An 18,739-nucleotide genomic window follows, 5' to 3' on the forward strand; every position below is an offset into this window, starting at 1 on the left:
GATCCCGTCATGACCGTCACCCCTGTTCCCGCCCCGCCCGAGCACATGCGGGCGATCGTGTTCGATAGGCCGGGTGACCCCTCCGTCCTGCGCGAGGCGACGCTCCCCCTGCCGGCGCCCGCACTCAGCGAGCTGCTCGTGCGTGTCGTCGCCGCCGGAATCAACCCGATCGACGCGAAGACGCGCGGCGGCACAGGCGTCTCCGGGCTCATCGGGTCGTTCCCCTCGACGCTCGGCTACGACGTCAGCGGCATCGTCGTACGCGCGCCGTACGAGTCGCACCCCCTGCAGCCGGGCACGCCCGTCTTCGGAATGGTGCCCTTCCCGCGCTCGGGCGGCACGTACGCCGAGTACGTCGTGCTCCCCTCGCTGTCCGCTGCCCGCAAGCCCGCGTCGCTGTCGCACGCCGAGGCCGCCGGTGTTCCGCTCGCGGCACTCACGGCGTGGGGGCTCGTCGTCGACGCCGCCCGGGCGAACGAAGGTCAGCGCATCCTCATCCACGCCGGCGCGGGCGGCGTGGGCCATTTCGCCGTGCAGCTGGCCGCGCACTTCGGGGCGCACGTGACGGCGACAGGCTCGGAGCGCAATCTCGCGTGGCTGCGCGATCTGGGTGCATCCGAGGTCATCGACTACCGCAGGACGCGCTTCGAAGACATCGTGAGCGACGTCGATGTCGTGATCGACCCCATCGGCAACGTGCACGACGACACCGGCACGCGTTCGCTGGGCGTCCTGCGCCCCGACGGCCTCTACATCCCCGTCGCGACAGGGTCCTGGCCCGGCTACGCCGCAGCGGCCCAGGCGGCGGGGGTGCGTGCGACGTCGTACAAGGTCATCCCCGACGGGCGTGCACTCGCGGCGATGGCCGATCTGATCGACACCGGTGCGCTGAGGATCCACGTCGACGAGGTCTTCGACCTGTCAGATGCCCCCGCGGCACACGCACTCCTGGAGCAGGGGCACACGCGCGGCAAGATCGTCCTTCGCGTCAGCGACGACTGACCCGGCGTCAGGACGGGCGGTAGGCCGAGACCATCGGGCAGTCGAACGGGTCGCGTGCGGCCAGTCCCACCCGGTTGAGGTAGTCGATCACGATGCCGTAGGACTGCAGGATCGTCGTCTCGGTGTACGGGACGTTGAGCGTCCGACACTGCTCCATGACGATCTCGCGCGTCTTGGCGAGGTGCGTGCGAGGCATGCTCGGGAACAGGTGGTGCTCGATCTGGTAGTTGAGTCCGCCCATGAGCCACGTCGCCCACCAGCCGCCCGAGACGTTGCGCGAGGTGCGTACCTGCTTCGTGAAGAAGTCGAGCTTCGCGTCCGGCGCGATGACGGGCATTCCCTTGTGGTTGGGAGCGAACGACGCACCCATGTAGACGCCGAAGACGGCGAGCTGCACACCGAGGAAGGCGAACGCCATTCCGAGCGGGAGGAAGACGAAGACGGGACCGACGAAGACCGCGAAACGCAGGAGGACGAGGGTGAGCTCGCGCCAGCGGTGCTTGACGGGGCCACGGCTCAGCAGGTGCTTCATGCCGAGGTAATGCAGGTTGAGGCCCTCGAGCGTCAAGAGCGGGAAGAACAGCCAGCCCTGCTTGCGGGTGATCAGGCGACGCAGACCGCGCGCCGAGGCCGCGTCCTCTTCGATGAACGAGATCGTGTCGATCTCGATGTCCGGGTCCTTGCCGACCCGGTTGGGGTTCGCGTGGTGACGCGTGTGCTTCGTCGTCCACCACGACAGGCTGATGCCGACGATGCCGTTCGCAAGCAGGCGGGCGAGCCGGTCGTTGGCCGGGCCCGATGACAGGATCTGGCGGTGGGCCGCTTCGTGCGCCAGGAAGGCGACCTGCGTGAACAGGATGCCGAGAGCAGCCGCGATCAGCAGCTGGAACCAGCTGTCGCCGAGCAGGATAAATCCGGTGATGGCGCCGCCGAAGCCGAGTGCGATCATGACGCCGACGAAGGCGTAGAACCACGGTGCCCGGCGCAGCAGGCCGCTTTCGCGCACCACCTGAGCCACATCCGTGTAGGCCCGCGCCATGGGCGGAAAGTCCTCCGTAGACGCGTAGGTCTGCCGGACGGGACCGAGCCGAGGCTCGAGGGTGGTAGCGGTCATAACGCACCTGCGCTTCCGATCGGGGACCATGGGGCCGCGGAGCCAACGGCGTCCGCCGATCGCTGGTCTATACGCTACGCGGCCCACATGTCGCGAACGGAATGTTGGGGCCCTATCACACGCTGGCGAGGACCCTGCGCCCCTCAGCGACGATCTCATCGGCGATCGCCCCGAGGAGCGGAGAGCGCAGGTTCCACTGCTGCCAGTGCAACGTCACATCGACGGGCGGCCCACCGAGCGGCACGAGGTCGCCGGCGGCCAGGGGGCCTTGCGACTGGAACGTGGGCAGCAGGGCCCACCCGAGTCCGAGCAGCGTCGCCGACGCGAAGTCGTTCGACGCCGGTACGTAGTGACGAGGCGGCGCGGTGGCGGCGACGCTCTGAGCGGAGAGCCATTGCCCCTGCAGATCGTCTCGGCGGTCGAAGTCGATGCGTGGTGCGGCGGCCAGGGCCGCGGCATCCGGACCGCGGGGAAACCACCGCGCGACGTAGGCCGGAGTCGCGACCGCCGTATACCGCATCGCTCCGAGCGTCGAGACGCGGCATCCCGCGACGGGCTCCGCGCGCGACGTGACGGCGCCCATGACGGTGCCCGATTCGAGCAGGCCAGCCGTGAAATCCTGATCGTCGCGGTGCAGATCGAACACGACGGGATGCCGATGGGCGAGCCGTGCGAGCGGTTCGAGGAACCACGTCGCGAGCGAATCGGCGTTGACGGCGAGTGCGACCGAGGTGCGCAGTCCCCCGTCGGGATCAGCACCGAGCTCGGCGAGAGTGTCGTGCTCGAGGAGCGCCGCCTGACGCGCCAAGCGCACCACGGCCGCGCCGGCTGCGGTTGTCCGCACCGGCTTCGACCGCACGAGCACGGTGCGCCCGAGCAGCTCTTCGAGGGTCTTGACGCGTTGACTCACCGCCGAGGGGGTGATGTGCAGGTGTCGCGCCGCGGCATCGAGGGTGCCCTCGTCGACGACGACGGCGACGGTCTCGGCGAGTTCGAACGGGATGCGCATCATCAGCCATGCTAATGGGCATGAAGAATCATGAGCTGGAATGGACCGACGGCAGACTCTAGCCTCGAATCGTGCTCGTCTCTCTTCTCGCCGGCCTCGGTCTCGGCCTCTCACTCATCATCGCGATCGGCGCGCAGAATCTCTTCGTGCTGCGACAGGGCCTGCGTCGCGAGCACGTCGTCGCCGTCGCGGCCGTGTGCGCCGTCTCGGATGCGACACTCATCGTGCTGGGCGTCTCGGGCATCGGGCTCGTCCTGCAGGCCGTTCCGTGGCTCGTCGACGTCGTTCGCTGGGCGGGCGCGGCCTTCCTCGTCGGGTACGGGCTCCTCGCCGCCAAGCGGGCATGGCGCCCCGGCGGCGAGACACTCCGTGCGACGGGTGAGCCCGAGGCCCCCGCCGCCGGGGCCGCCACGCGCACGCGGCTCGCGCCGGTGCTTCTCACGACGCTCGCACTCACGTGGCTCAATCCGCACGTGTACCTCGACACGGTGTTCCTTCTCGGCTCGGTGGCCAGCACGCACGGCGACACGCGCTGGTGGTTCGCCGCTGGCGCCGTCACCGCGAGCTTCGTGTGGTTCTTCGGGCTCGCCCTCGGCGCCCGGTTCCTCAGCCGGTGGCTGGCCACACCGAGGGCGTGGCGCGTGCTCGACGCCGTCATCGCCGTCGTCATGATCGGACTGGGCCTCTCGCTCGTGCTGATGCGCTGAGACCGGTTGAGTCTGCCCCCGGTCCGCGCCACGATGGGGAGATGAAGCGCGTGCATGTCGTCGTCCGCGGCGCTGTGCAGGGCGTCGGCTACCGCTACACGATGCGCAGCATCGCCGACGATGCCGGCGTGTCGGGCTGGGTCCGCAACCGCCGCGACGGCAGCGTCGAGGCCGAGATCGAGGGAACCGGGGCCCAGGTCGACCGGGTGCTGGCATGGATGGCCGAGGGCCCGCCCGGCTCACGGGTCGACGAGGTGATCGTGACCGATGCCGCCCCCACGGACTCCTACGGGTTCGAGGTTCGTGCGACGGAGTGCCCTCCCCCCGTCAACGACGAAGGACCCCACCCGTAGGTGAGGTCCTTCGTGGTGTGGCTCAGATGACGTTGACGTCCAGCGGGATGCCGGGGCCGAACGTGGTCGACACGGCACCCTTCTGGATGTAGCGACCCTTTGCACTCGACGGCTTCAGACGCACGATCTCTTCGAGAGCAGCGTTGAGGTTCTCATCGAGCTGCTCGGCCGTAAACGAGGCCTTGCCGACGATGAAGTGCACGTTGGCGTGCTTGTCGACGCGGAACTCGATCTTGCCGCCCTTGATCTCCTCGACGGCCTTGGCCGCGTTGGGGGTGACAGTGCCGGTCTTCGGGTTCGGCATGAGGCCGCGGGGACCGAGGACCTTACCGAGACGACCGACCTGGCCCATGAGCTCGGGGGTCGACACGGCTGCGTCGAAGTCGGTCCAGCCGTCGGCGACCTTGGCGATGAGCTCGGCGCCGCCGACCTCATCGGCGCCCGCGGCGATGGCGGCTTCAGCAGCCGGACCCGTCGCGAACACGATGACGCGGGCGGTCTTGCCCGTGCCGTGCGGCAGCATGACGGTGCCACGCACCATCTGGTCGGCCTTACGCGGGTCGACGGCGAGCTTGAGCGCGACCTCGACGGTCGAGTCGAACTTCGACGAACCGGTCTCCTTCGCCAGGGCGACGGCCTCGGTCGGCGTGTAGAACGTGTCGGCGGCGATCTTCGCCGCAGCGGCCTTGTAGGCCTTGGACTTGTGTGCCATGTCTATTCCCCTCAGCCCTCGACCGTGATGCCCATGGAGCGGGCCGTGCCGGCGATGATCTTCGCCGCAGCGTCGATGTCGTTCGCGTTCAGGTCAGGCTGCTTGGTCTCGGCGATCTGGCGAACCTGATCCTTCGTGAGCTTGCCCACCTTGGTGGTGTGCGGCGTGGCCGATCCCTTGCCCACTCCGGCGGCCTTCTTGATCAGCTCGGCGGCGGGCGGGGTCTTCAGGATGAACGTGAAGCTGCGGTCCTCGTAGACGGTGATCTCCACGGGGATGACGTTGCCGCGCTGCGACTCGGTCGCGGCGTTGTACGCCTTGCAGAACTCCATGATGTTGACGCCATGCTGACCGAGCGCGGGCCCGATCGGCGGCGCCGGGTTGGCTGCACCGGCCTTGATCTGAAGCTTGATCAGGCCGGTCACCTTCTTCTTCGGTGCCATTCCTTTTTCCTTTCATCGAATCGGATGCGAGTGCATCCGGTTCTCCCGCGCATCCGGCATTTCCGGATCGCGGTTTCCCCCTCGGTGCTTCGACGAGCTCAGCGACCGCGGGGAAGTCTGATTACAGCTTGGTGACCTGGTCGAACGACAGCTCGACGGGGGTCTCGCGCTCGAAGAGCGAGACGAGGACCGTGAGCTTGCCGCTCTCGGGCTTGATCTCGCTGATCGTGCCGGGAAGACCCGCGAACGAGCCCTCCTTGATCGTGATCGTCTCGCCGACCTCGAAGTCGATCTCGGCGGGGATGACGCGCGACGCGGCGACGGAACCCTGCTTGGAGGCGGCTCCGCCCTTCGAGGGGGCGACCTCCTTGATCTCGACGAGGCTCTTCAGCATGTTGAAGGCCTCTTCGAAGCGCAGCGGCGTCGGGTTGTGCGCGTTGCCCACGAAGCCTGTGACGCCGGGCGTGTGACGCACGACCGACCAGGTGTCTTCGTTGAGGTCCATGCGCACGAGCACGTAGCCCGGGATCCGGACGCGCGTGACCATCTTGCGCTGGCCGTTCTTGATCTCGACGACGTCCTCCATAGGGACCTCGATCTGGAAGATGTCGTCCTCGACCTCGAGCGTCGACTTGCGCTGCTCGATGTTGGCCTTCACCTTGCGCTCGAAGCCGGCGTAGGAGTGGATGACGTACCACTTGCCCGGCAGGCTGCGCAGCTCGGCGCGGAATGCCTCGTACGGGTCTTCGTCTTCGTCTTCGTCGTCGTCGGACTCGTCCGCGGCCTCAGTGGCCTCGACCTCGTCGGCGGCCTCGGGCGCGTCCTCATCGCCGTTGACGTCGGGGCCGTCGTAGGGCTCCACGTCATCGGCGAGGTCGGCCTCGAACTCCGCAACCTCGTCGGCGATGGACTCGTTGAGGACCTCTGCGGCAGCCTCGGCCTCTGCGGCCTCGTCGATGTTCAGGGCGTCGTTCACGATCGCGTCAGCCTCCGGGTCGTCGATGTCGATCTCGTCGTTGTCGGAGAGGTTCTGGGTGTTCGCGTCGTCGACGATATGCAACGCAGCGTGCTCGGCCGGCTCGACCGAGCGCTCCTCCGCGGCAAGGATGTTGCCCTCCTGGGCTTCGTCGTCCTCTGAGGACTGCTCTGCGGCTGTCGCCCAGTCCACGTCGTCGTTAAATCTCTCAGACACTTCGTTAACTTCCATTCGTGGGCGGAAACGATCCGCCCGCGTCGTGAATCAGCTCAGGCGGGGATACCGAAGACGACCGTCGTGACCCACACGAACAGCAGGTCGAGGCCGTAGACGATCGCCATCATGACGACGACGAAGCCGAGCACCACCGCGGTGTACTTCACCAGCTCCTGGCGCGTCGGCGTGACGACCTTGCGAAGTTCGGCGAAGACCTGGCGGATGAACAGCACGATGCGAGCGAAGGGGTTGAGCTTCTTCTCGCGCGTTGCGCCGCTCGAAGCGACGACGTCGCCGCCCGGCTCGTCCTGCATCATCGATGTCACCTGATTTACCTTCCGTGGATCAGTGCGTGTCGGCGTGAGTGCCGACGGCCCTGACGCGCAGGGCGGACAGGAATCGAACCTGCAACCTGCGGTTTTGGAGACCGCTGCTCTGCCAATTGAGCTACCGCCCTAGAGATCCTTCGGATCCCAGGATGCTGCACTCGCTCGCCGCGACCGTGTTTCAAGAAGAACCCAAAGCGCGGGCACGGCGAAAGAATGCAGACTTCAACTGCACTGACCAGTGTACGGCATGCCTTCGACGCCTGCGAACCGGCTCAGTACTGCTGGATGCCGTACCGGTCCGGTTCTTCGTCGCGCTCGAACGCGCGCCCCGTGAGGGACGTCGCCTGCACGCGCACGTAGGCGTACTTGAGCGTCGGGATCCAGGGCACGAGTCCCAGCCCATCGGCCCGTTCGACCTCGGCCGAGGTGTCGAGCACGTGCGCGCGGCCGCGCAGCACGACGCTCCACGCGTCGGTCTCGGTGTGGTCGTCGACCTCGAACAGCACCTCGTCGTTGGCCGTCAGCTCGAACAGCTTGCTGCCCTCGGCCGTGCGGAACAGCACGGCGTCGCCGTCGACGACGTAGTTGACCGGAAAGATGTCGATGACCTGTCCCACGCGGGTGACGAGCCGCCCGAGCTCCTGTCCGCGCAGGCGCTCCCAGCACTGTTCATCGCTCAGGCGGACGACGGGGTCCCGCGGTGCATCCATGCACCCATCCTGCCCCTTTCTCGCGCCCTGCGACACCTCTGCCTCGCCCAGCGCGGGGCAGAGGTGCCGCAGCGGTCAGGGGCCGACGCGGATGAGCTTCTTGTTCACGAACTCGTCGGCGGCGAGCAGGCCCATTTCGCGCGACGTTCCGGACCGCTTGACACCGCCGAACGGCAGTCCGGCTTCGTCGGCCAGCACGAGGTTGACGTAGACCATGCCCGCCTCGATCTTGTCGGCGATGCGTTCCGCCTGCTCGCGGTCGGTCGTGAAAACATACGAGCCGAGCCCGTACGGGGTGTCGTTCGCGAGGGTGACGGCCTCGTCTTCGCCCGAGACCTTGTAGACGATGCCGACCGGGCCGAAGAACTCCTCGCGGTACGCGTCCATCTCGGGAGTGACGCCGGTCAGAACGGTGCCGGGATAGTACGCGCCGTCGCGCGTGCCACCCGTCACGAGCGTCGCGCCCTGCGCGACGGCCCGATCCACCTGCTCGGCAAGCCGCTCGGCTGCCGTGCGCGACGAGAGGGGGCCGAGGACGGTGTCCTCCGCGAAAGGATCGCCGACGGTCGCGCTGCTCATCCGCTCGACGAACTTCTCGAGGAACGCGTCGTAGAGCTCGTGGTCGACGATGAACCGCTTCGCCGCGTTGCAGGACTGGCCGGTGTTGTCCAAGCGCGCTTGGACGGCGGCATCGACCGTCGCGTCGAGATCGTCGGTCGAGAGCACGATGAACGGATCGGAGCCGCCGAGTTCGAGCGCGACCTTCTTGAGGTTGCGCCCCGCGATCTCGGCGACGGCCGAGCCGGCGCGCTCCGAGCCGGTCACCGAGACGCCCTGCACGCGGCGGTCGGCGATCACGGTCGCCGCCTGATCGTTCGTCGCGTAGATGTTGGTGTACACGCCCTCGCCCATGCCCGCATCCGCATAGATCTGCGCAATCGCAGCGGCCGACTCGGGGCACTGCGACGCGTGCTTGAGGATGATCGTGTTGCCCACGGCGATGTTCGGCGCCGCGAAGCGGGCCACCTGGTAGTAGGGGAAGTTCCACGGCATGATGCCCAGCAGGACTCCGAGGGGCGTACGGCGGATGACGGCGGTGCCCTCGCCCTCGATGTCGATCGGCTGGTCACCCGTGATCTCGTCGATGTGGTCGGCGTAGTACTCGGTGATGTCGGCGGCGAAGTCGACCTCGCCCTCGGCTGCGGCGAGCGGCTTGCCCATCTCACGCACGATGATCGCGGCGAGTTCGTCACGGCGTTCGCGGTGAAGTTCGGCGACACGACGGATGCGCGCAGCTCGCTCGGCGACGGGAACCTCTCGCCAGGCGCGGTAGGCCGCGTCCGCCTGCGCGATGGCGGCATCCAACGCATCATCGGTGATCGTCGGGTAGGTGGCGAGGGTCTCACCGGTTGCGGGGTTGACGACGGCGTAGTCGGTCATGGCTCTCTCCGATCGGGTGGGTGGTCACAGTCTGCCGGTCAGCGGCGCGAACGGCGAAGGCTTGCGGGAGCGTCGAGACTGAGGGTCTCTCCGCGGAAGAAGGCGGGTCGCCGCACGCGCTGCCAGATCATGACGACCAGGCCCAGGCCGATGATCACGACGCCGAGCACGAAGACGCTGCCGACGCCGAACCATGCCGTTCCGCTGCCGTAGTCGGGGTCGAGGCTCTCGACGAGCGTGATGACGAACAGCACCAGCAGCACGATGCCGCCCACGAGCGGGAAGAGCAGCGTGAAGAAGAAGCTGCGCACCGAGTCGACCCACTGCTTGCGGAAGTACCAGACGCACGCGAACGCCGTGATGCCGTAGTAGAAGCAGATCATCATGCCGAGCGTCGTGATGGTGTCCCACAGCACGTTCTCGTTGACGAATCGCATGATGGCGTAGAAGACGGATGCCACCACGGCAGAGACGATCGTGGCGTAACCGGGCGTGAAGAACCGGGGCGACACTTTGGCGAACGCAGGCGGCAGCGCACCGTAGTGGCCCATCGCGAGCAGCGTGCGGGCCGGCCCGACGAAGGTCGACTGCAGCGACGACGCCGAACTGGTGAGCACGGCGAGCGAGACGAGGAAGGCGAGCGGGCCGAGGATCGGCCCCGACAGATAGAAGAAGACGTTGGCCTGGATCTCGGGGTTGCCCAGCCCGAGACCCTCGGAGCCGGTTCCGGCGAACGCGAGCAGCGCGACCGAGATGAGCAGGTACAGCACCACGATCGTGATCACCGTGACGGTCGCGGCCCGCCCCGGCGTGCGTTCGGGGTCTTTCGTCTCCTCGTTCATGGTGAGGGTGACATCCCACCCCCAGAAGATGAAGATCGACAGCGACAGACCCGCGACGATCGCGATCGCCGGTGTGACGGCGAACGGGTTGAACCAGGACAGGTCGACCGCGCTGGCATCGAACGCGGTTCCGCCGGCGACATGCACGAACGCCGTGATGGAGAACACCAGGAGCACGAGCACCTGGAAGGTCACGAGGACGTACTGCAGCTTCTGCGTCGTCTGCATGTCCCGGTACGACACCAGGGTGGCTCCGAGCATGAACACGAGGCAGACGGCGACGTTGATGAACGGATTGAAGGCCCATTCGGCGATCGTTCCCGAGCCGCCGGCGATCTGGTCGATGAGCAGGAAGAGGAACTCGACCGCGATCCCGGCGAGGTTTGACAGCACGAGGATCGTCGCCGCAACGAGCCCCCACCCCGCCATCCACCCCACGTAAGGGCCGAACGCCCGGGCAGCCCACGTGAACGACGTGCCCGAGTCGGGCATCCGCCGGTTCAGCTCGCGATAGCCGAACGCGACGAGCAGCATGGGGATGAAACCGAGCAGGATGATCCCCGGCACGTGGAACCCGGCCTCCGAGACGGTCGGTCCGAGTGCGGCGGTCAGCGTGTAGGCCGGTGCGATGCAGGAGATCCCGATGACGACGGCGCCGATCAGGCCCACTGTTCCCGCACTGAGCCCTTTGGCCGACAGCCCGGTGTCTTTCGCCGGCCTCGTGGTGACTCCGTTGTCACCGCTGGGTGTGCTCATTCCTGCCCCCTAGTCCTTGTTCTTCTTGCGCGTGCGGGGAACGACCACCATCGGCACCGGCAGCTCGCGCAGCATCTTGGCCGCCGTGGACCCGAGGAAGAGCCGTCGCGGCCTCGCGAGGCGGCTGGAGCCGACGACGGCGAGTTCTCCGGGCTCCCAGCTGAGATGAGCGACCGCCTCTTCGATGCTGTCGCCGAGGCCCACGACGGCTTCGGCGACGACCCCCTTGGGCAGTGTGCCGCGAGCGTGGACGAGCACTTCGTCCGCGTGGTACGCGGCTGATTCGTTGCCGGCGATCCCGGCAGGCAGGTCGATCGCAACGAGCGAGACCAGACGAAGCTCGGACCTCGTCGCCGCCGCGAGCGCGAGGCTCTCCTCGAGGAGGACGTCGGCACCGGGACGCAGCCCGATGGCCGCCGTGATTCGCGAGATCCCGAGCGCGTGGTCGACGCGCCGGGCACCCTCGGGTGCGAGCATGACCGGGACGTCGGCGAAGTGAAGCAGTTCGGTCGCGACGCTTCCGAGGCGGTGCCGGCCGCGCCGCCCGCCATTGGCGGCGCCGACGACGATCTGCCCGGCCCCGAGCTCATGAGCCGCCTCGACCAGTCCGGCGGCGAACGACTCGGCGAAACGCACGTGGCCCGCGTGCTCCACCCCCGCGGGAACCCGCTCGGATGCCGCCGAAAGCCACTCCTCGGCCTGTTTCTGCAGGTGACGGCTGTAACTGGCGGCGGGGGGCGTGATGACGCTGCGACTCTCGTCGGGGAGCACGACGACGAGGTCGAGCCTCGCCCCCGTCGCCGCCGCGAAGCGCGCGCCGAGCGCGAGGGCGTCTGCGCCCGCGTTCGTGGCGGTGTACCCGACGACGATCCGGCTCATGCGCGGGCCTCCTCGATGATCTCCGATGCCACGAGGTGACCCATCCGGATCGCCCCGTCCACGTGCTGATAGCCGGCGCCGGCCATATCCGAGCACGCGAAGAAGATGCGCCCGACCGGTGTCCGCAGATCGGGCCCGTAGCGCGAGAGTCCGCCCAGGTCGAAGCTGGCGGCATACGCACCGCGCGTCCACTCTTCGGCGCCCCAGTCGCTCTCGAAGTACACGAGCGGGTTTTTCGCCTCGGGCCCGAAATAGTGCGACAGCGACTCGAGGATGCGCTCGCGACGCTCGTCGGCCGAGACGCGGAAGAGGTCGTCGGCGTTGCGGTCTGAGACGAAGCCGACGAGCGTGCCTCGCTCGTCGCCGTGGTTGGTGTTGTCGTATGCCTCGTGGGACAACTCGTAGGGGCTGAATGCCGTGCCCGACAGCCCCTGCTCGCGCCAGAACGGACGGTCGTAGACGGCGTGCACCTTGATGACGAAACCCATCGACAGGTGCTGGTGAAGCTGCTGCTTGAGCCGAGGCAGAGGTGGGTCGAACTCGATCCACGGGTAGAGGATCGGCGCGTGCGCGAGAACGACGTAACGTGCGCGTACCCGCAGCCCCGTGTCGGTGACGACCGTCACGCCCTCGTCGCTCGTGTGGATCTCGGTCACCGGCTGCCCGAGCCGGACGTCGTCGCCGAGTCGCTCGGCGAGCAGGATCGGCACCTGCTGGAGGCCGCCGACGACCCGCTCGTCGAGGATGTAGTCAGCGTCGACCAGGTGGGTGAAGCTGCCCGCGCTGGCGGCCATCAGCAGCGCCTGCAGCGCCGAGAACGCATACGCGGGCTTGGTGAGCATCGCCCCCGCAATGAAGAGCCCGATGTTGTCGCGGGCCTCCTGATCGGGGGTCGCACGTTCGAGCCAGGCCTCGAACGAGATCCGGTCGAGGGCATCCGCGTCAGGGTGCTGCCACGGCGCATCCGGATCGATCTGGGCTGTGAGCGCGTCGAGTTCGTCGATGAGGCGGATCATCTCGCGCTCGGTCTCAGGAGGCACGGGGAAGATCTCGCCCGTGAACCGTGTGAGCTCACCGTCGGCGTTGACGTAGACCGAGTCGCCCTCGCGGTAGCGCGGATACGTCTGGAGGCCGAGTTCGGCGATCGTCTGTTTCAGCGCCTCTTGGTCTGGCGACACCCACTGCCCGCCGATCTCGAGCGTCGCCCCGTCGACGACGTCGGTCCACAGCCGCCCGCCGACACGGTCTCGCGCCTCGAGCACCATCACCGAAAGCCCCGCCCTGCGCAGGTCGTTCGCCGCGGTGAGGCCGGCTGCGCCGGCTCCGACGACGACGACATCTCGCGTGATCTCAGTCATCTCGCTCCTTCAGCGGGTGAGGGTTCGCCTCGGGACGATCAGGCTGCGGCGAGCGCCGCGGCCAGCACGTCGATTCCCTCGTTCAACAGATCATCGGGGATGGACAGCGGCGGAAGGAAGCGGATGACGTTGCCGTAGGTGCCGCACGTCAGCACGATGACGCCGTCGGCGATGCACGCCTTCGCGACCGCTGCTGTGAGGGCGGCGTCCGGAGCACCGGTCACGGGGTCGACGAACTCGGCGGCGATCATCGCTCCGAAGCCGCGCACATCACCGATCCGCGGGTCGGCGGCCTGCAGGTCGCGCAGCCGGCGCGTGAGGATCGTCTCGATCTCGCGGGCGCGGCCGGGCATGTCATCGGACTCGAAGACGTCGATCGCGGCGAGTGCGGCCGCGCACGCGACGGGATTGCCGCCGTACGTTCCGCCGAGACCGCCCGCGTGGGCGGCGTCCATGATCGTGGCCCGGCCTGTCACAGCGGCCAGGGGCAGCCCACCGGCAATCCCCTTCGCCGTTGTGATCAGGTCGGGCACGACCCCGAACCGGTCACACGCGAACATCTCCCCCGTGCGCGCGAAGCCGGTCTGGATCTCGTCGGCGATGAAGACGACGTCGTTGGCGTGACACCACTCGACGATCGCCTGCAAGAACCCGTCGGCGGGAACGATGAACCCGCCCTCGCCCTGGATGGGCTCGATGATGACGGCGGCGAGGTTCTCGGCGCCGATCTGCTTCTCGATGAGCGTGATGGCACGCTCAGCGGCGTCGATGCCGGAGAGCCCGTCACGGTACGGGTACGACATGGGCGCGCGGTACACCTCGCCGGCGAACGGGCCGAACCCGCTCTTGTATGGCATCGACTTGGCGGTGAGCGCCATCGTGAGGTTGGTGCGGCCGTGGTAGCCGTGATCGAACGCGACGACGGCAGTCTTGTTGGTGTGCTTGCGGGCGATCTTGACGGCGTTCTCGACGGCTTCGGCGCCCGAGTTGAACAGGGCGCTCTTCTTCTCGTGGTCACCGGGCGTGACGCGGTTGAGCGCCTCGGCGACCGAGACGTACGAGTCGTACGGCGAAATCATGAAGCACGTGTGACTGAACCGGGCGATCTGCTCCTGCACGGCGGCGACGATCTTCGGATGCGCGTTGCCCACGGTCGTGACGGCGATGCCCGATCCGAGATCGATGAGCGAGTTGCCGTCGGCGTCGACGACGACGCCCCCGCCCGCCGCGACGGCTTCGATCGGCACGGTGTGACCGACCCCTGCTGCGACGGCGGCCGCCTTGCGTTCGAGCAGCTGCTGCGAGCGCGGACCCGGGATGCTGGTGACGAGCCGGCGCTCCTGGGCGAGGGATGGACCGCCGAGAGGCAGGGTGGACGTGTCGATCATGCTCGCGAGCGTACGGTGGCCCCCGGACGGGCGCACCCACCTGCGTGTACATTCTGAAGCCTGGCCTGTACGACCGGTACACGAGGAGAACTCATCGCCACCGCCGCCCCCGCGCCGACCCTGCGCGCCCTTCTCGCGCGCCGCGATCTGCGCCTGCGACTCGAGAGCGAAGGCCTGAACCCCGAAACGCTCGACCGAGAGATCCGGTGGGTGCATTCGAGCGATCTCGCCGACCCGACACCGTTCCTCTCGGAGGGACTCGTGCTGCTCACGACGGGCACGCAGTTCCAGGGCGAGTCGGCTACGCCCGCCGACGCGTACGTCGACCGCCTGTATGCGCAGGGCGTCGCAGCGCTCGGGTTCGGCACCGAGGTCGTGCGCGAGGGGATCCCGCCCGACCTCGTCGATGCGTGTCGGCGCACGGGCATGCCGCTGTTCGAAGTGCCCTATCGCACGCCGTTCCTCGCGATCGCGCGCGCTGGCGCCGAGGCGATCGCGGCGCAGGCCTATGCGCGGCGCAGCTGGGCGCTCGCAGCGCAGCGCGCCATCTCGCTCGCGGCGCTGCGGCCCGACGGGCTCGGCGCGACGCTCGCCGAGCTCGCACGACAACTCGGCACGTGGGTGGGGCTGTTCGATGCGGCGGGCGAGCTCGTCCGCGAGAATCCGTCGCCGTTGGATCCCGAAACCGTGACGTCGCTGCGCACCGAGGTCGACGGCGTTCTGCGGCGCGGCGCACGGGCGGCCTCGGCGCTGCGGATCGGCGACCTGCCCTTCACCCTGCAGACACTCGGCCGCGGCGGACATCTGCGCGGCGTCATCGCGATCGCCGCGGGCGACCTCGACCGCGAAGGCCGCGGCGTCGTGACCGCCGTCATCGCGATGGCCGGCCTCGCCCTCGAACAGAACGACGGACTCGCGCGGGCCCGAAACGCCCTGCGCTCGGGCCTCGTGCAGATGCTGCTGTCGGGGGACACGGCCCTCGCGCGGCGCATCGCGCGCGAGCTCGGGGGCTCTCTGCCGCCCGCGCCCGTCGTCGTCGCGATGACCGATGCCACCGGCATCCGCGCCGCCGCGATCGCCGAACTGCTCGAACTTCGAGCCGACGAGCGGCGGGGCACACTCTTCTTCGGAGCGGGCGACGACGGCCTGGTCATCGTCGTACCCGCCGACGACCCGCGCGTGCTGCACGAAGTCGTCGACAGATTCGAGGTGCGGCTCGGTGTGTCCGACCCGGCTGGCTACGACGGGTTCCGCGCAGCCGTCGACCAGGCGCGCGTTGCGCGGGACCGCGGGGGCGCAGCCGTGACGGCGTTCGCCGACATCGCGCGGTCCGGGGTGCTGTCAGCCCTTTCGGCCGACGCGCAGGCCCTGGCCCGCGCTGAACTCAGCCCGCTCATCGAGCATGACGACGCACAGGGTTCGCGGCTCGTCGAGACGCTCGCCGCCTGGCTCGACAACGACTGCTCCCATGAGGCATCCGCCCGCGCACTGGGGGTGCACCGGCACACCGTCCGCACGCGCCTCGCGCACGTCGCGCGCCTGCTCGATCGCGACCTCGCCTCGTTCGCCACCCGCGCCGAGCTCTGGGCGGCCCTGCAGGTGCTCCCTCCCCGCGCCTGACCCCCCGGAACCGGGCGATGTGTCCGGACGACGCGCGCGGCATGATGGGTGCATGCGCAACGGAGCGGTGTCGTGGTGGTGGCGCGATCTCGGGGGCACTCCCCCGCCGCGCCCAGCGCTGCCGGGGGACATCGAGGTCGATGTCGCCATCGTCGGAGCCGGGTACACGGGCCTGTGGACGGCGTATTACCTCGCGACCCGGCAACCCGATCTGCGCATCGCCGTCGTCGAGCAGCGGTTCGCGGGGTTCGGAGCCTCGGGCCGCAACGGCGGCTGGCTCACGAACTCCGTCACGGGCGCGCGCGAACGCTACGGCCGTGACGGCGGCGCGCGGCAGCAGCGGGCCCTCACCGAGACCGTCGACGAGGTCATCGCGGTGACCGTGCGCGAGGGCATCGACGCCGACATCGTCAAGGGCGGCGAGCTCACCGTCGCCCGCACGCCCGCACAGCTCGCCCGTCTGCGCACGGCGGCGGCCGCAGAGCAGGCCTGGCCGCACACCGACGTCACGATGATGGATGCCGCTGCTGCGGCCTCGCGCGTGCGCGTCTCGGGTGCGCTCGGAGGCATGTGGCATCCGCACTGCGCCCGCCTGCACCCCGCCAAGCTCGTGGCCGGCCTCGCTGGGGCGGTCGAACGACACGGCGTCGCGATCTACGAGCACACCCGCGTCGAGCGGATCGAGCCCGGCCGCGCCGTGACCGACCGCGGCACCGTGCGGGCCGCGCACGTGCTGCGCGCGACCGAGGGGTTCACGGCGGATCTGCACGGCGAGCACCGCACCTGGCTGCCGATGAACTCGTCGATGATCGTGACCGATCCCCTGCCCGCGGCGGTGTGGAACCAGATCGGTTGGACGGGCCGCGAGACGCTCGGCGACCTCGCGCACGTGTACATGTACGCCCAGCGCACGGCCGATGACCGCATCGCGTTCGGCGGCCGCGGCGTGCCGTACCGCTACGGGTCGCGCGTCGACACCGACGGCACGACGCAGGAGCGCACGATCGCCTCGCTCACGGCGCTGCTTCACGATTTCTTCCCGGATGCCGCCGGTGTGCCGATTGCGCACGCGTGGGCCGGCGTGCTCGGTGTGCCGCGCGACTGGGCGGCCACCGTCGGCCTCGACCGCCGCACGGGCCTCGGCTGGGCGGGGGGCTACGTGGGCACCGGGGTCACAGCGACGAACCTCGCCGGCCGCACGCTCGCCGACCTCGTGCTCGAGCGCGACACCGACCTGACGCGGCTGCCCTGGGTCGGCCGCCGCGCGAAGAAGTGGGAGCCCGAGCCCTTGCGATGGCTCGCCGTCAACGCCATCTACACGGCGTATCGCGCAGCCGACCGGGCCGAGGCATCCGGGGCGTCGACGGGCACGTCGGGGTTCGCGCGAGCCGCCGACCTCATCGCGGGCCGCTGATCGATCTCAACGCGGCGCGTGCGCCTCGAGGAACTCGTACACATCGGTCGTGTCGACGCCGGGGAACGCACCCGTCGGCAGCGTCGCGAGCAGTGTCCGGGGGGTGCGGACGTTGGGCCACGAATGCTCGCGCCAGGCCGACTCGAGCTCGGCGGGGGCACGGCGGCAGCACGCTTCGACGGAGTGCGTCGACGTGCCACGGTGGGCCGTGTCCCGCCCGATGAACCACTTCGTGTCGTCGAAGCGCACACCCACCGACACGGAGTGCGCACCCTCGCTCGACAGCTCTACGCGGGCGGTGCACCAATACGTGCCGTTGCCGGTGTCGGTGTACTGGTAGTACGGGTTGAAGTGGTCGTCCTCGTCGAAGACGACGCGCGACGTCCACTTGCGGCAGCACATCTGCCCCTCGATCGAGCCGAGGCGGTCGGTCGGGAAGTTGACGTCGTCGTTCTCGTAGGCCTTCGTGATGGTGCCCGATTCGTGCACCTTGAGGAAGTGCACGGCGATGTCCAGGTGCATCGTCGCGAGGTTCGTGAAGCGGTGCGCGGCCGTCTCGTACGACACCGAATAGGCATCGCGCAGGTCTTCGATCGAGATCGCGCGGTCCTTCTTGGCTTCGCGCAGTGCGGGCACGACGTGCGCTTCGGGGATCAGCAGCGCCCCTGTCAGGTAGTTCGTCTCGACGCGCTGGCGCAGGAACTCGGCGTACGACGTCGGCTCCCGATGTCCGAGGATGCGACTGGACAGAGCCTGCAGCACGGCGGTGCGCGGATCGCCCTTGGACGCGAGGCGGCTCGAGAGGTAGAGCCTGCCGTTCTTGATGTCGGCGACGCTGCGGGTGGTCTGCGGAAGATCGGGGACGTAGTGGAGCGTGAACCCGAGGTGCGCCGCGATGTTCGACGCGGTGCGCTGCGTGAGCGGACCGCCGGGATGGTCGACGGCGTCGAGGATGCGCCGTGCGTGAGCCTCGAGGTCGGCGAAGTAGTTGTTCTGCGTGCGCATGAGCTTGCGCAGCGCGACGTTGGCACGGCGCGCCTCTTCGGGAGTCGCGGCACGTTCATCGCGCAGCCGTTCGATCTCGCCCTGCAGCGCGATCATCGCCGAGAGCGCCTCGGTGGGGACCGACTTGCCGATGCGGAACGGCTCGATGCCCAGCGCCTGGAATGTCGACCCGCGCATGGCGCGCTCGAGGGAGATCTCTAGCGTGGCGCGCTCGTCGAGGGGCTCCGATTCGAGCAGCGCATCCAGCGTCGAGCCGAGCGCGCGGGCGATCGCGCGCAGCAGCGTGAGCTTGGGCTCGCGGCGACCGTTCTCGATCATCGACAGCTGACTGGGAGCGCGGTCAACGGCCGTCGCCAGCTCGTCCAGCGTCATCCCGCGCTGCGTGCGCAGCTGCCGGATACGGCGACCGATCGTGAGGGCGTCCACGTCTTCGGTCATGTCGACGATCCCGTCCATACCGACTCCT

The 18,739-nt window shown here is 68.8% G+C and carries 18 protein-coding genes and 1 tRNA gene; 5 read left to right on the forward strand and 14 right to left on the reverse strand.

Going from position 1 to position 18,739, the window contains the following annotated elements; translation table 11 throughout:
- Positions 1-9 precede the first annotated feature (9 nt).
- Positions 10-1,002 (forward strand): NADP-dependent oxidoreductase, encoded by a 993-nt coding sequence (locus AC25YV_RS03820; protein ID WP_488122517.1) that lies wholly within the window; start codon positions 10-12, stop codon positions 1,000-1,002.
- Between the two features lie 7 nt (positions 1,003-1,009).
- On the opposite strand, the gene AC25YV_RS03825 is transcribed toward AC25YV_RS03820, so the two are convergent.
- Positions 1,010-2,116 carry a fatty acid desaturase family protein gene (locus AC25YV_RS03825; protein WP_488122518.1) on the reverse strand — a complete coding sequence of 369 codons (1,107 nt, stop codon included), beginning with the start codon at positions 2,114-2,116 and terminating at the stop codon, positions 1,010-1,012.
- 115 nt (positions 2,117-2,231) lie between these two features.
- Positions 2,232-3,128, reverse strand: coding sequence for a LysR family transcriptional regulator ArgP (locus AC25YV_RS03830; RefSeq protein ID WP_488122519.1), 897 nt, complete (start codon positions 3,126-3,128; stop codon positions 2,232-2,234).
- Positions 3,129-3,196: 68 nt separating this feature from the next.
- On the opposite strand from AC25YV_RS03830, the gene lysE reads away from it, so the two are divergent.
- Together lysE and AC25YV_RS03840 are read left to right on the forward strand one after the other, a co-directional pair.
- Entirely contained in the window at positions 3,197-3,832 is a 636-nt protein-coding gene (gene lysE / locus AC25YV_RS03835; RefSeq protein ID WP_488122520.1) for an L-lysine exporter, read from the forward strand.
- Between the two features lie 41 nt (positions 3,833-3,873).
- Complete coding sequence (locus tag AC25YV_RS03840) at positions 3,874-4,185, forward strand: acylphosphatase (RefSeq protein WP_488122521.1); 312 nt, start codon at positions 3,874-3,876, stop codon at positions 4,183-4,185.
- Positions 4,186-4,207: 22 nt separating this feature from the next.
- Here AC25YV_RS03840 and rplA read toward each other — a convergent pair whose 3' ends face one another.
- The 11 genes from rplA to gabT form a co-directional block, all read right to left on the reverse strand.
- On the reverse strand, positions 4,208-4,897 hold the full coding sequence (rplA, locus tag AC25YV_RS03845) for a 50S ribosomal protein L1 (RefSeq protein ID WP_488122522.1): 690 nt from the start codon (positions 4,895-4,897) through the stop codon (positions 4,208-4,210).
- 11 nt (positions 4,898-4,908) lie between these two features.
- The gene (gene rplK / locus AC25YV_RS03850) at positions 4,909-5,340 is read right to left on the reverse strand and encodes a 50S ribosomal protein L11 (RefSeq protein WP_488122523.1); all 432 of its coding nucleotides are present in this window, start codon (positions 5,338-5,340) and stop codon (positions 4,909-4,911) included.
- Positions 5,341-5,461: 121 nt separating this feature from the next.
- Positions 5,462-6,532, reverse strand: a complete 1,071-nt coding sequence (gene nusG, locus AC25YV_RS03855; RefSeq protein ID WP_488122524.1) for a transcription termination/antitermination protein NusG — start codon at positions 6,530-6,532, stop codon at positions 5,462-5,464.
- A gap of 53 nt (positions 6,533-6,585) precedes the next feature.
- A complete protein-coding gene (gene secE, locus AC25YV_RS03860; protein WP_488122865.1) occupies positions 6,586-6,849 on the reverse strand; it encodes a preprotein translocase subunit SecE in 264 nt (87 codons plus the stop codon).
- A 67-nt stretch (positions 6,850-6,916) separates the two neighbouring features.
- Positions 6,917-6,989 (reverse strand) — tRNA-Trp (locus AC25YV_RS03865).
- 144 nt (positions 6,990-7,133) lie between these two features.
- Positions 7,134-7,571, reverse strand: coding sequence for a pyridoxamine 5'-phosphate oxidase family protein (locus tag AC25YV_RS03870; RefSeq protein WP_488122525.1), 438 nt, complete (start codon positions 7,569-7,571; stop codon positions 7,134-7,136).
- A gap of 75 nt (positions 7,572-7,646) precedes the next feature.
- Entirely contained in the window at positions 7,647-9,011 is a 1,365-nt protein-coding gene (locus tag AC25YV_RS03875; protein ID WP_488122526.1) for an NAD-dependent succinate-semialdehyde dehydrogenase, read from the reverse strand.
- 38 nt (positions 9,012-9,049) lie between these two features.
- The gene (locus tag AC25YV_RS03880) at positions 9,050-10,609 is read right to left on the reverse strand and encodes an APC family permease (protein WP_488122527.1); all 1,560 of its coding nucleotides are present in this window, start codon (positions 10,607-10,609) and stop codon (positions 9,050-9,052) included.
- 9 nt (positions 10,610-10,618) lie between these two features.
- The gene (locus tag AC25YV_RS03885; protein ID WP_488122528.1) at positions 10,619-11,488 is read right to left on the reverse strand and encodes a universal stress protein; all 870 of its coding nucleotides are present in this window, start codon (positions 11,486-11,488) and stop codon (positions 10,619-10,621) included.
- The gene (locus AC25YV_RS03890) at positions 11,485-12,846 is read right to left on the reverse strand and encodes a flavin monoamine oxidase family protein (RefSeq protein WP_488122529.1); all 1,362 of its coding nucleotides are present in this window, start codon (positions 12,844-12,846) and stop codon (positions 11,485-11,487) included. Before AC25YV_RS03890 ends, AC25YV_RS03885 begins: the two co-directional genes overlap by 4 nt.
- Positions 12,847-12,884: 38 nt before the next feature.
- The gene (gabT, locus tag AC25YV_RS03895) at positions 12,885-14,234 is read right to left on the reverse strand and encodes a 4-aminobutyrate--2-oxoglutarate transaminase (RefSeq protein ID WP_488122530.1); all 1,350 of its coding nucleotides are present in this window, start codon (positions 14,232-14,234) and stop codon (positions 12,885-12,887) included.
- 210 nt (positions 14,235-14,444) lie between these two features.
- Between gabT and AC25YV_RS03900 the strand changes: the two genes are divergently transcribed.
- The gene (locus AC25YV_RS03900; protein WP_488122531.1) at positions 14,445-15,854 is read left to right on the forward strand and encodes a helix-turn-helix domain-containing protein; all 1,410 of its coding nucleotides are present in this window, start codon (positions 14,445-14,447) and stop codon (positions 15,852-15,854) included.
- A 52-nt stretch (positions 15,855-15,906) separates the two neighbouring features.
- Positions 15,907-17,268, forward strand: a complete 1,362-nt coding sequence (locus AC25YV_RS03905) for an NAD(P)/FAD-dependent oxidoreductase (protein WP_488122532.1) — start codon at positions 15,907-15,909, stop codon at positions 17,266-17,268.
- A gap of 6 nt (positions 17,269-17,274) precedes the next feature.
- On the opposite strand, the gene AC25YV_RS03910 is transcribed toward AC25YV_RS03905, so the two are convergent.
- The gene (locus AC25YV_RS03910; RefSeq protein WP_488122533.1) at positions 17,275-18,729 is read right to left on the reverse strand and encodes a helix-turn-helix domain-containing protein; all 1,455 of its coding nucleotides are present in this window, start codon (positions 18,727-18,729) and stop codon (positions 17,275-17,277) included.
- Positions 18,730-18,739: the final 10 nt, after the last annotated feature.

The organism is Microbacterium sp. Y832 (assembly GCF_057669765.1).

Excerpts from the sequence above, each read along its gene's own strand:
- AC25YV_RS03820 (WP_488122517.1), top strand. The coding sequence starts at position 10 with ATGACCGTCACCCCTGTTCCCGCCCCGCCCGAGCACATGCGGGCGATC.
- rplA (WP_488122522.1), bottom strand. The coding sequence starts at position 4,897 with ATGGCACACAAGTCCAAGGCCTACAAGGCCGCTGCGGCGAAGATCGCC.
- rplK (WP_488122523.1), bottom strand. The coding sequence starts at position 5,340 with ATGGCACCGAAGAAGAAGGTGACCGGCCTGATCAAGCTTCAGATCAAG.
- AC25YV_RS03840 (WP_488122521.1), top strand. The coding sequence starts at position 3,874 with ATGAAGCGCGTGCATGTCGTCGTCCGCGGCGCTGTGCAGGGCGTCGGC.
- AC25YV_RS03875 (WP_488122526.1), bottom strand. The coding sequence starts at position 9,011 with ATGACCGACTACGCCGTCGTCAACCCCGCAACCGGTGAGACCCTCGCC.
- AC25YV_RS03905 (WP_488122532.1), top strand. The coding sequence starts at position 15,907 with ATGCGCAACGGAGCGGTGTCGTGGTGGTGGCGCGATCTCGGGGGCACT.
- AC25YV_RS03870 (WP_488122525.1), bottom strand. The coding sequence starts at position 7,571 with ATGGATGCACCGCGGGACCCCGTCGTCCGCCTGAGCGATGAACAGTGC.
- gabT (WP_488122530.1), bottom strand. The coding sequence starts at position 14,234 with ATGATCGACACGTCCACCCTGCCTCTCGGCGGTCCATCCCTCGCCCAG.
- AC25YV_RS03910 (WP_488122533.1), bottom strand. The coding sequence starts at position 18,729 with ATGGACGGGATCGTCGACATGACCGAAGACGTGGACGCCCTCACGATC.
- AC25YV_RS03830 (WP_488122519.1), bottom strand. The coding sequence starts at position 3,128 with ATGATGCGCATCCCGTTCGAACTCGCCGAGACCGTCGCCGTCGTCGTC.
- AC25YV_RS03885 (WP_488122528.1), bottom strand. The coding sequence starts at position 11,488 with ATGAGCCGGATCGTCGTCGGGTACACCGCCACGAACGCGGGCGCAGAC.
- AC25YV_RS03880 (WP_488122527.1), bottom strand. The coding sequence starts at position 10,609 with ATGAGCACACCCAGCGGTGACAACGGAGTCACCACGAGGCCGGCGAAA.
- AC25YV_RS03890 (WP_488122529.1), bottom strand. The coding sequence starts at position 12,846 with ATGACTGAGATCACGCGAGATGTCGTCGTCGTCGGAGCCGGCGCAGCC.
- secE (WP_488122865.1), bottom strand. The coding sequence starts at position 6,849 with ATGATGCAGGACGAGCCGGGCGGCGACGTCGTCGCTTCGAGCGGCGCA.
- AC25YV_RS03825 (WP_488122518.1), bottom strand. The coding sequence starts at position 2,116 with ATGACCGCTACCACCCTCGAGCCTCGGCTCGGTCCCGTCCGGCAGACC.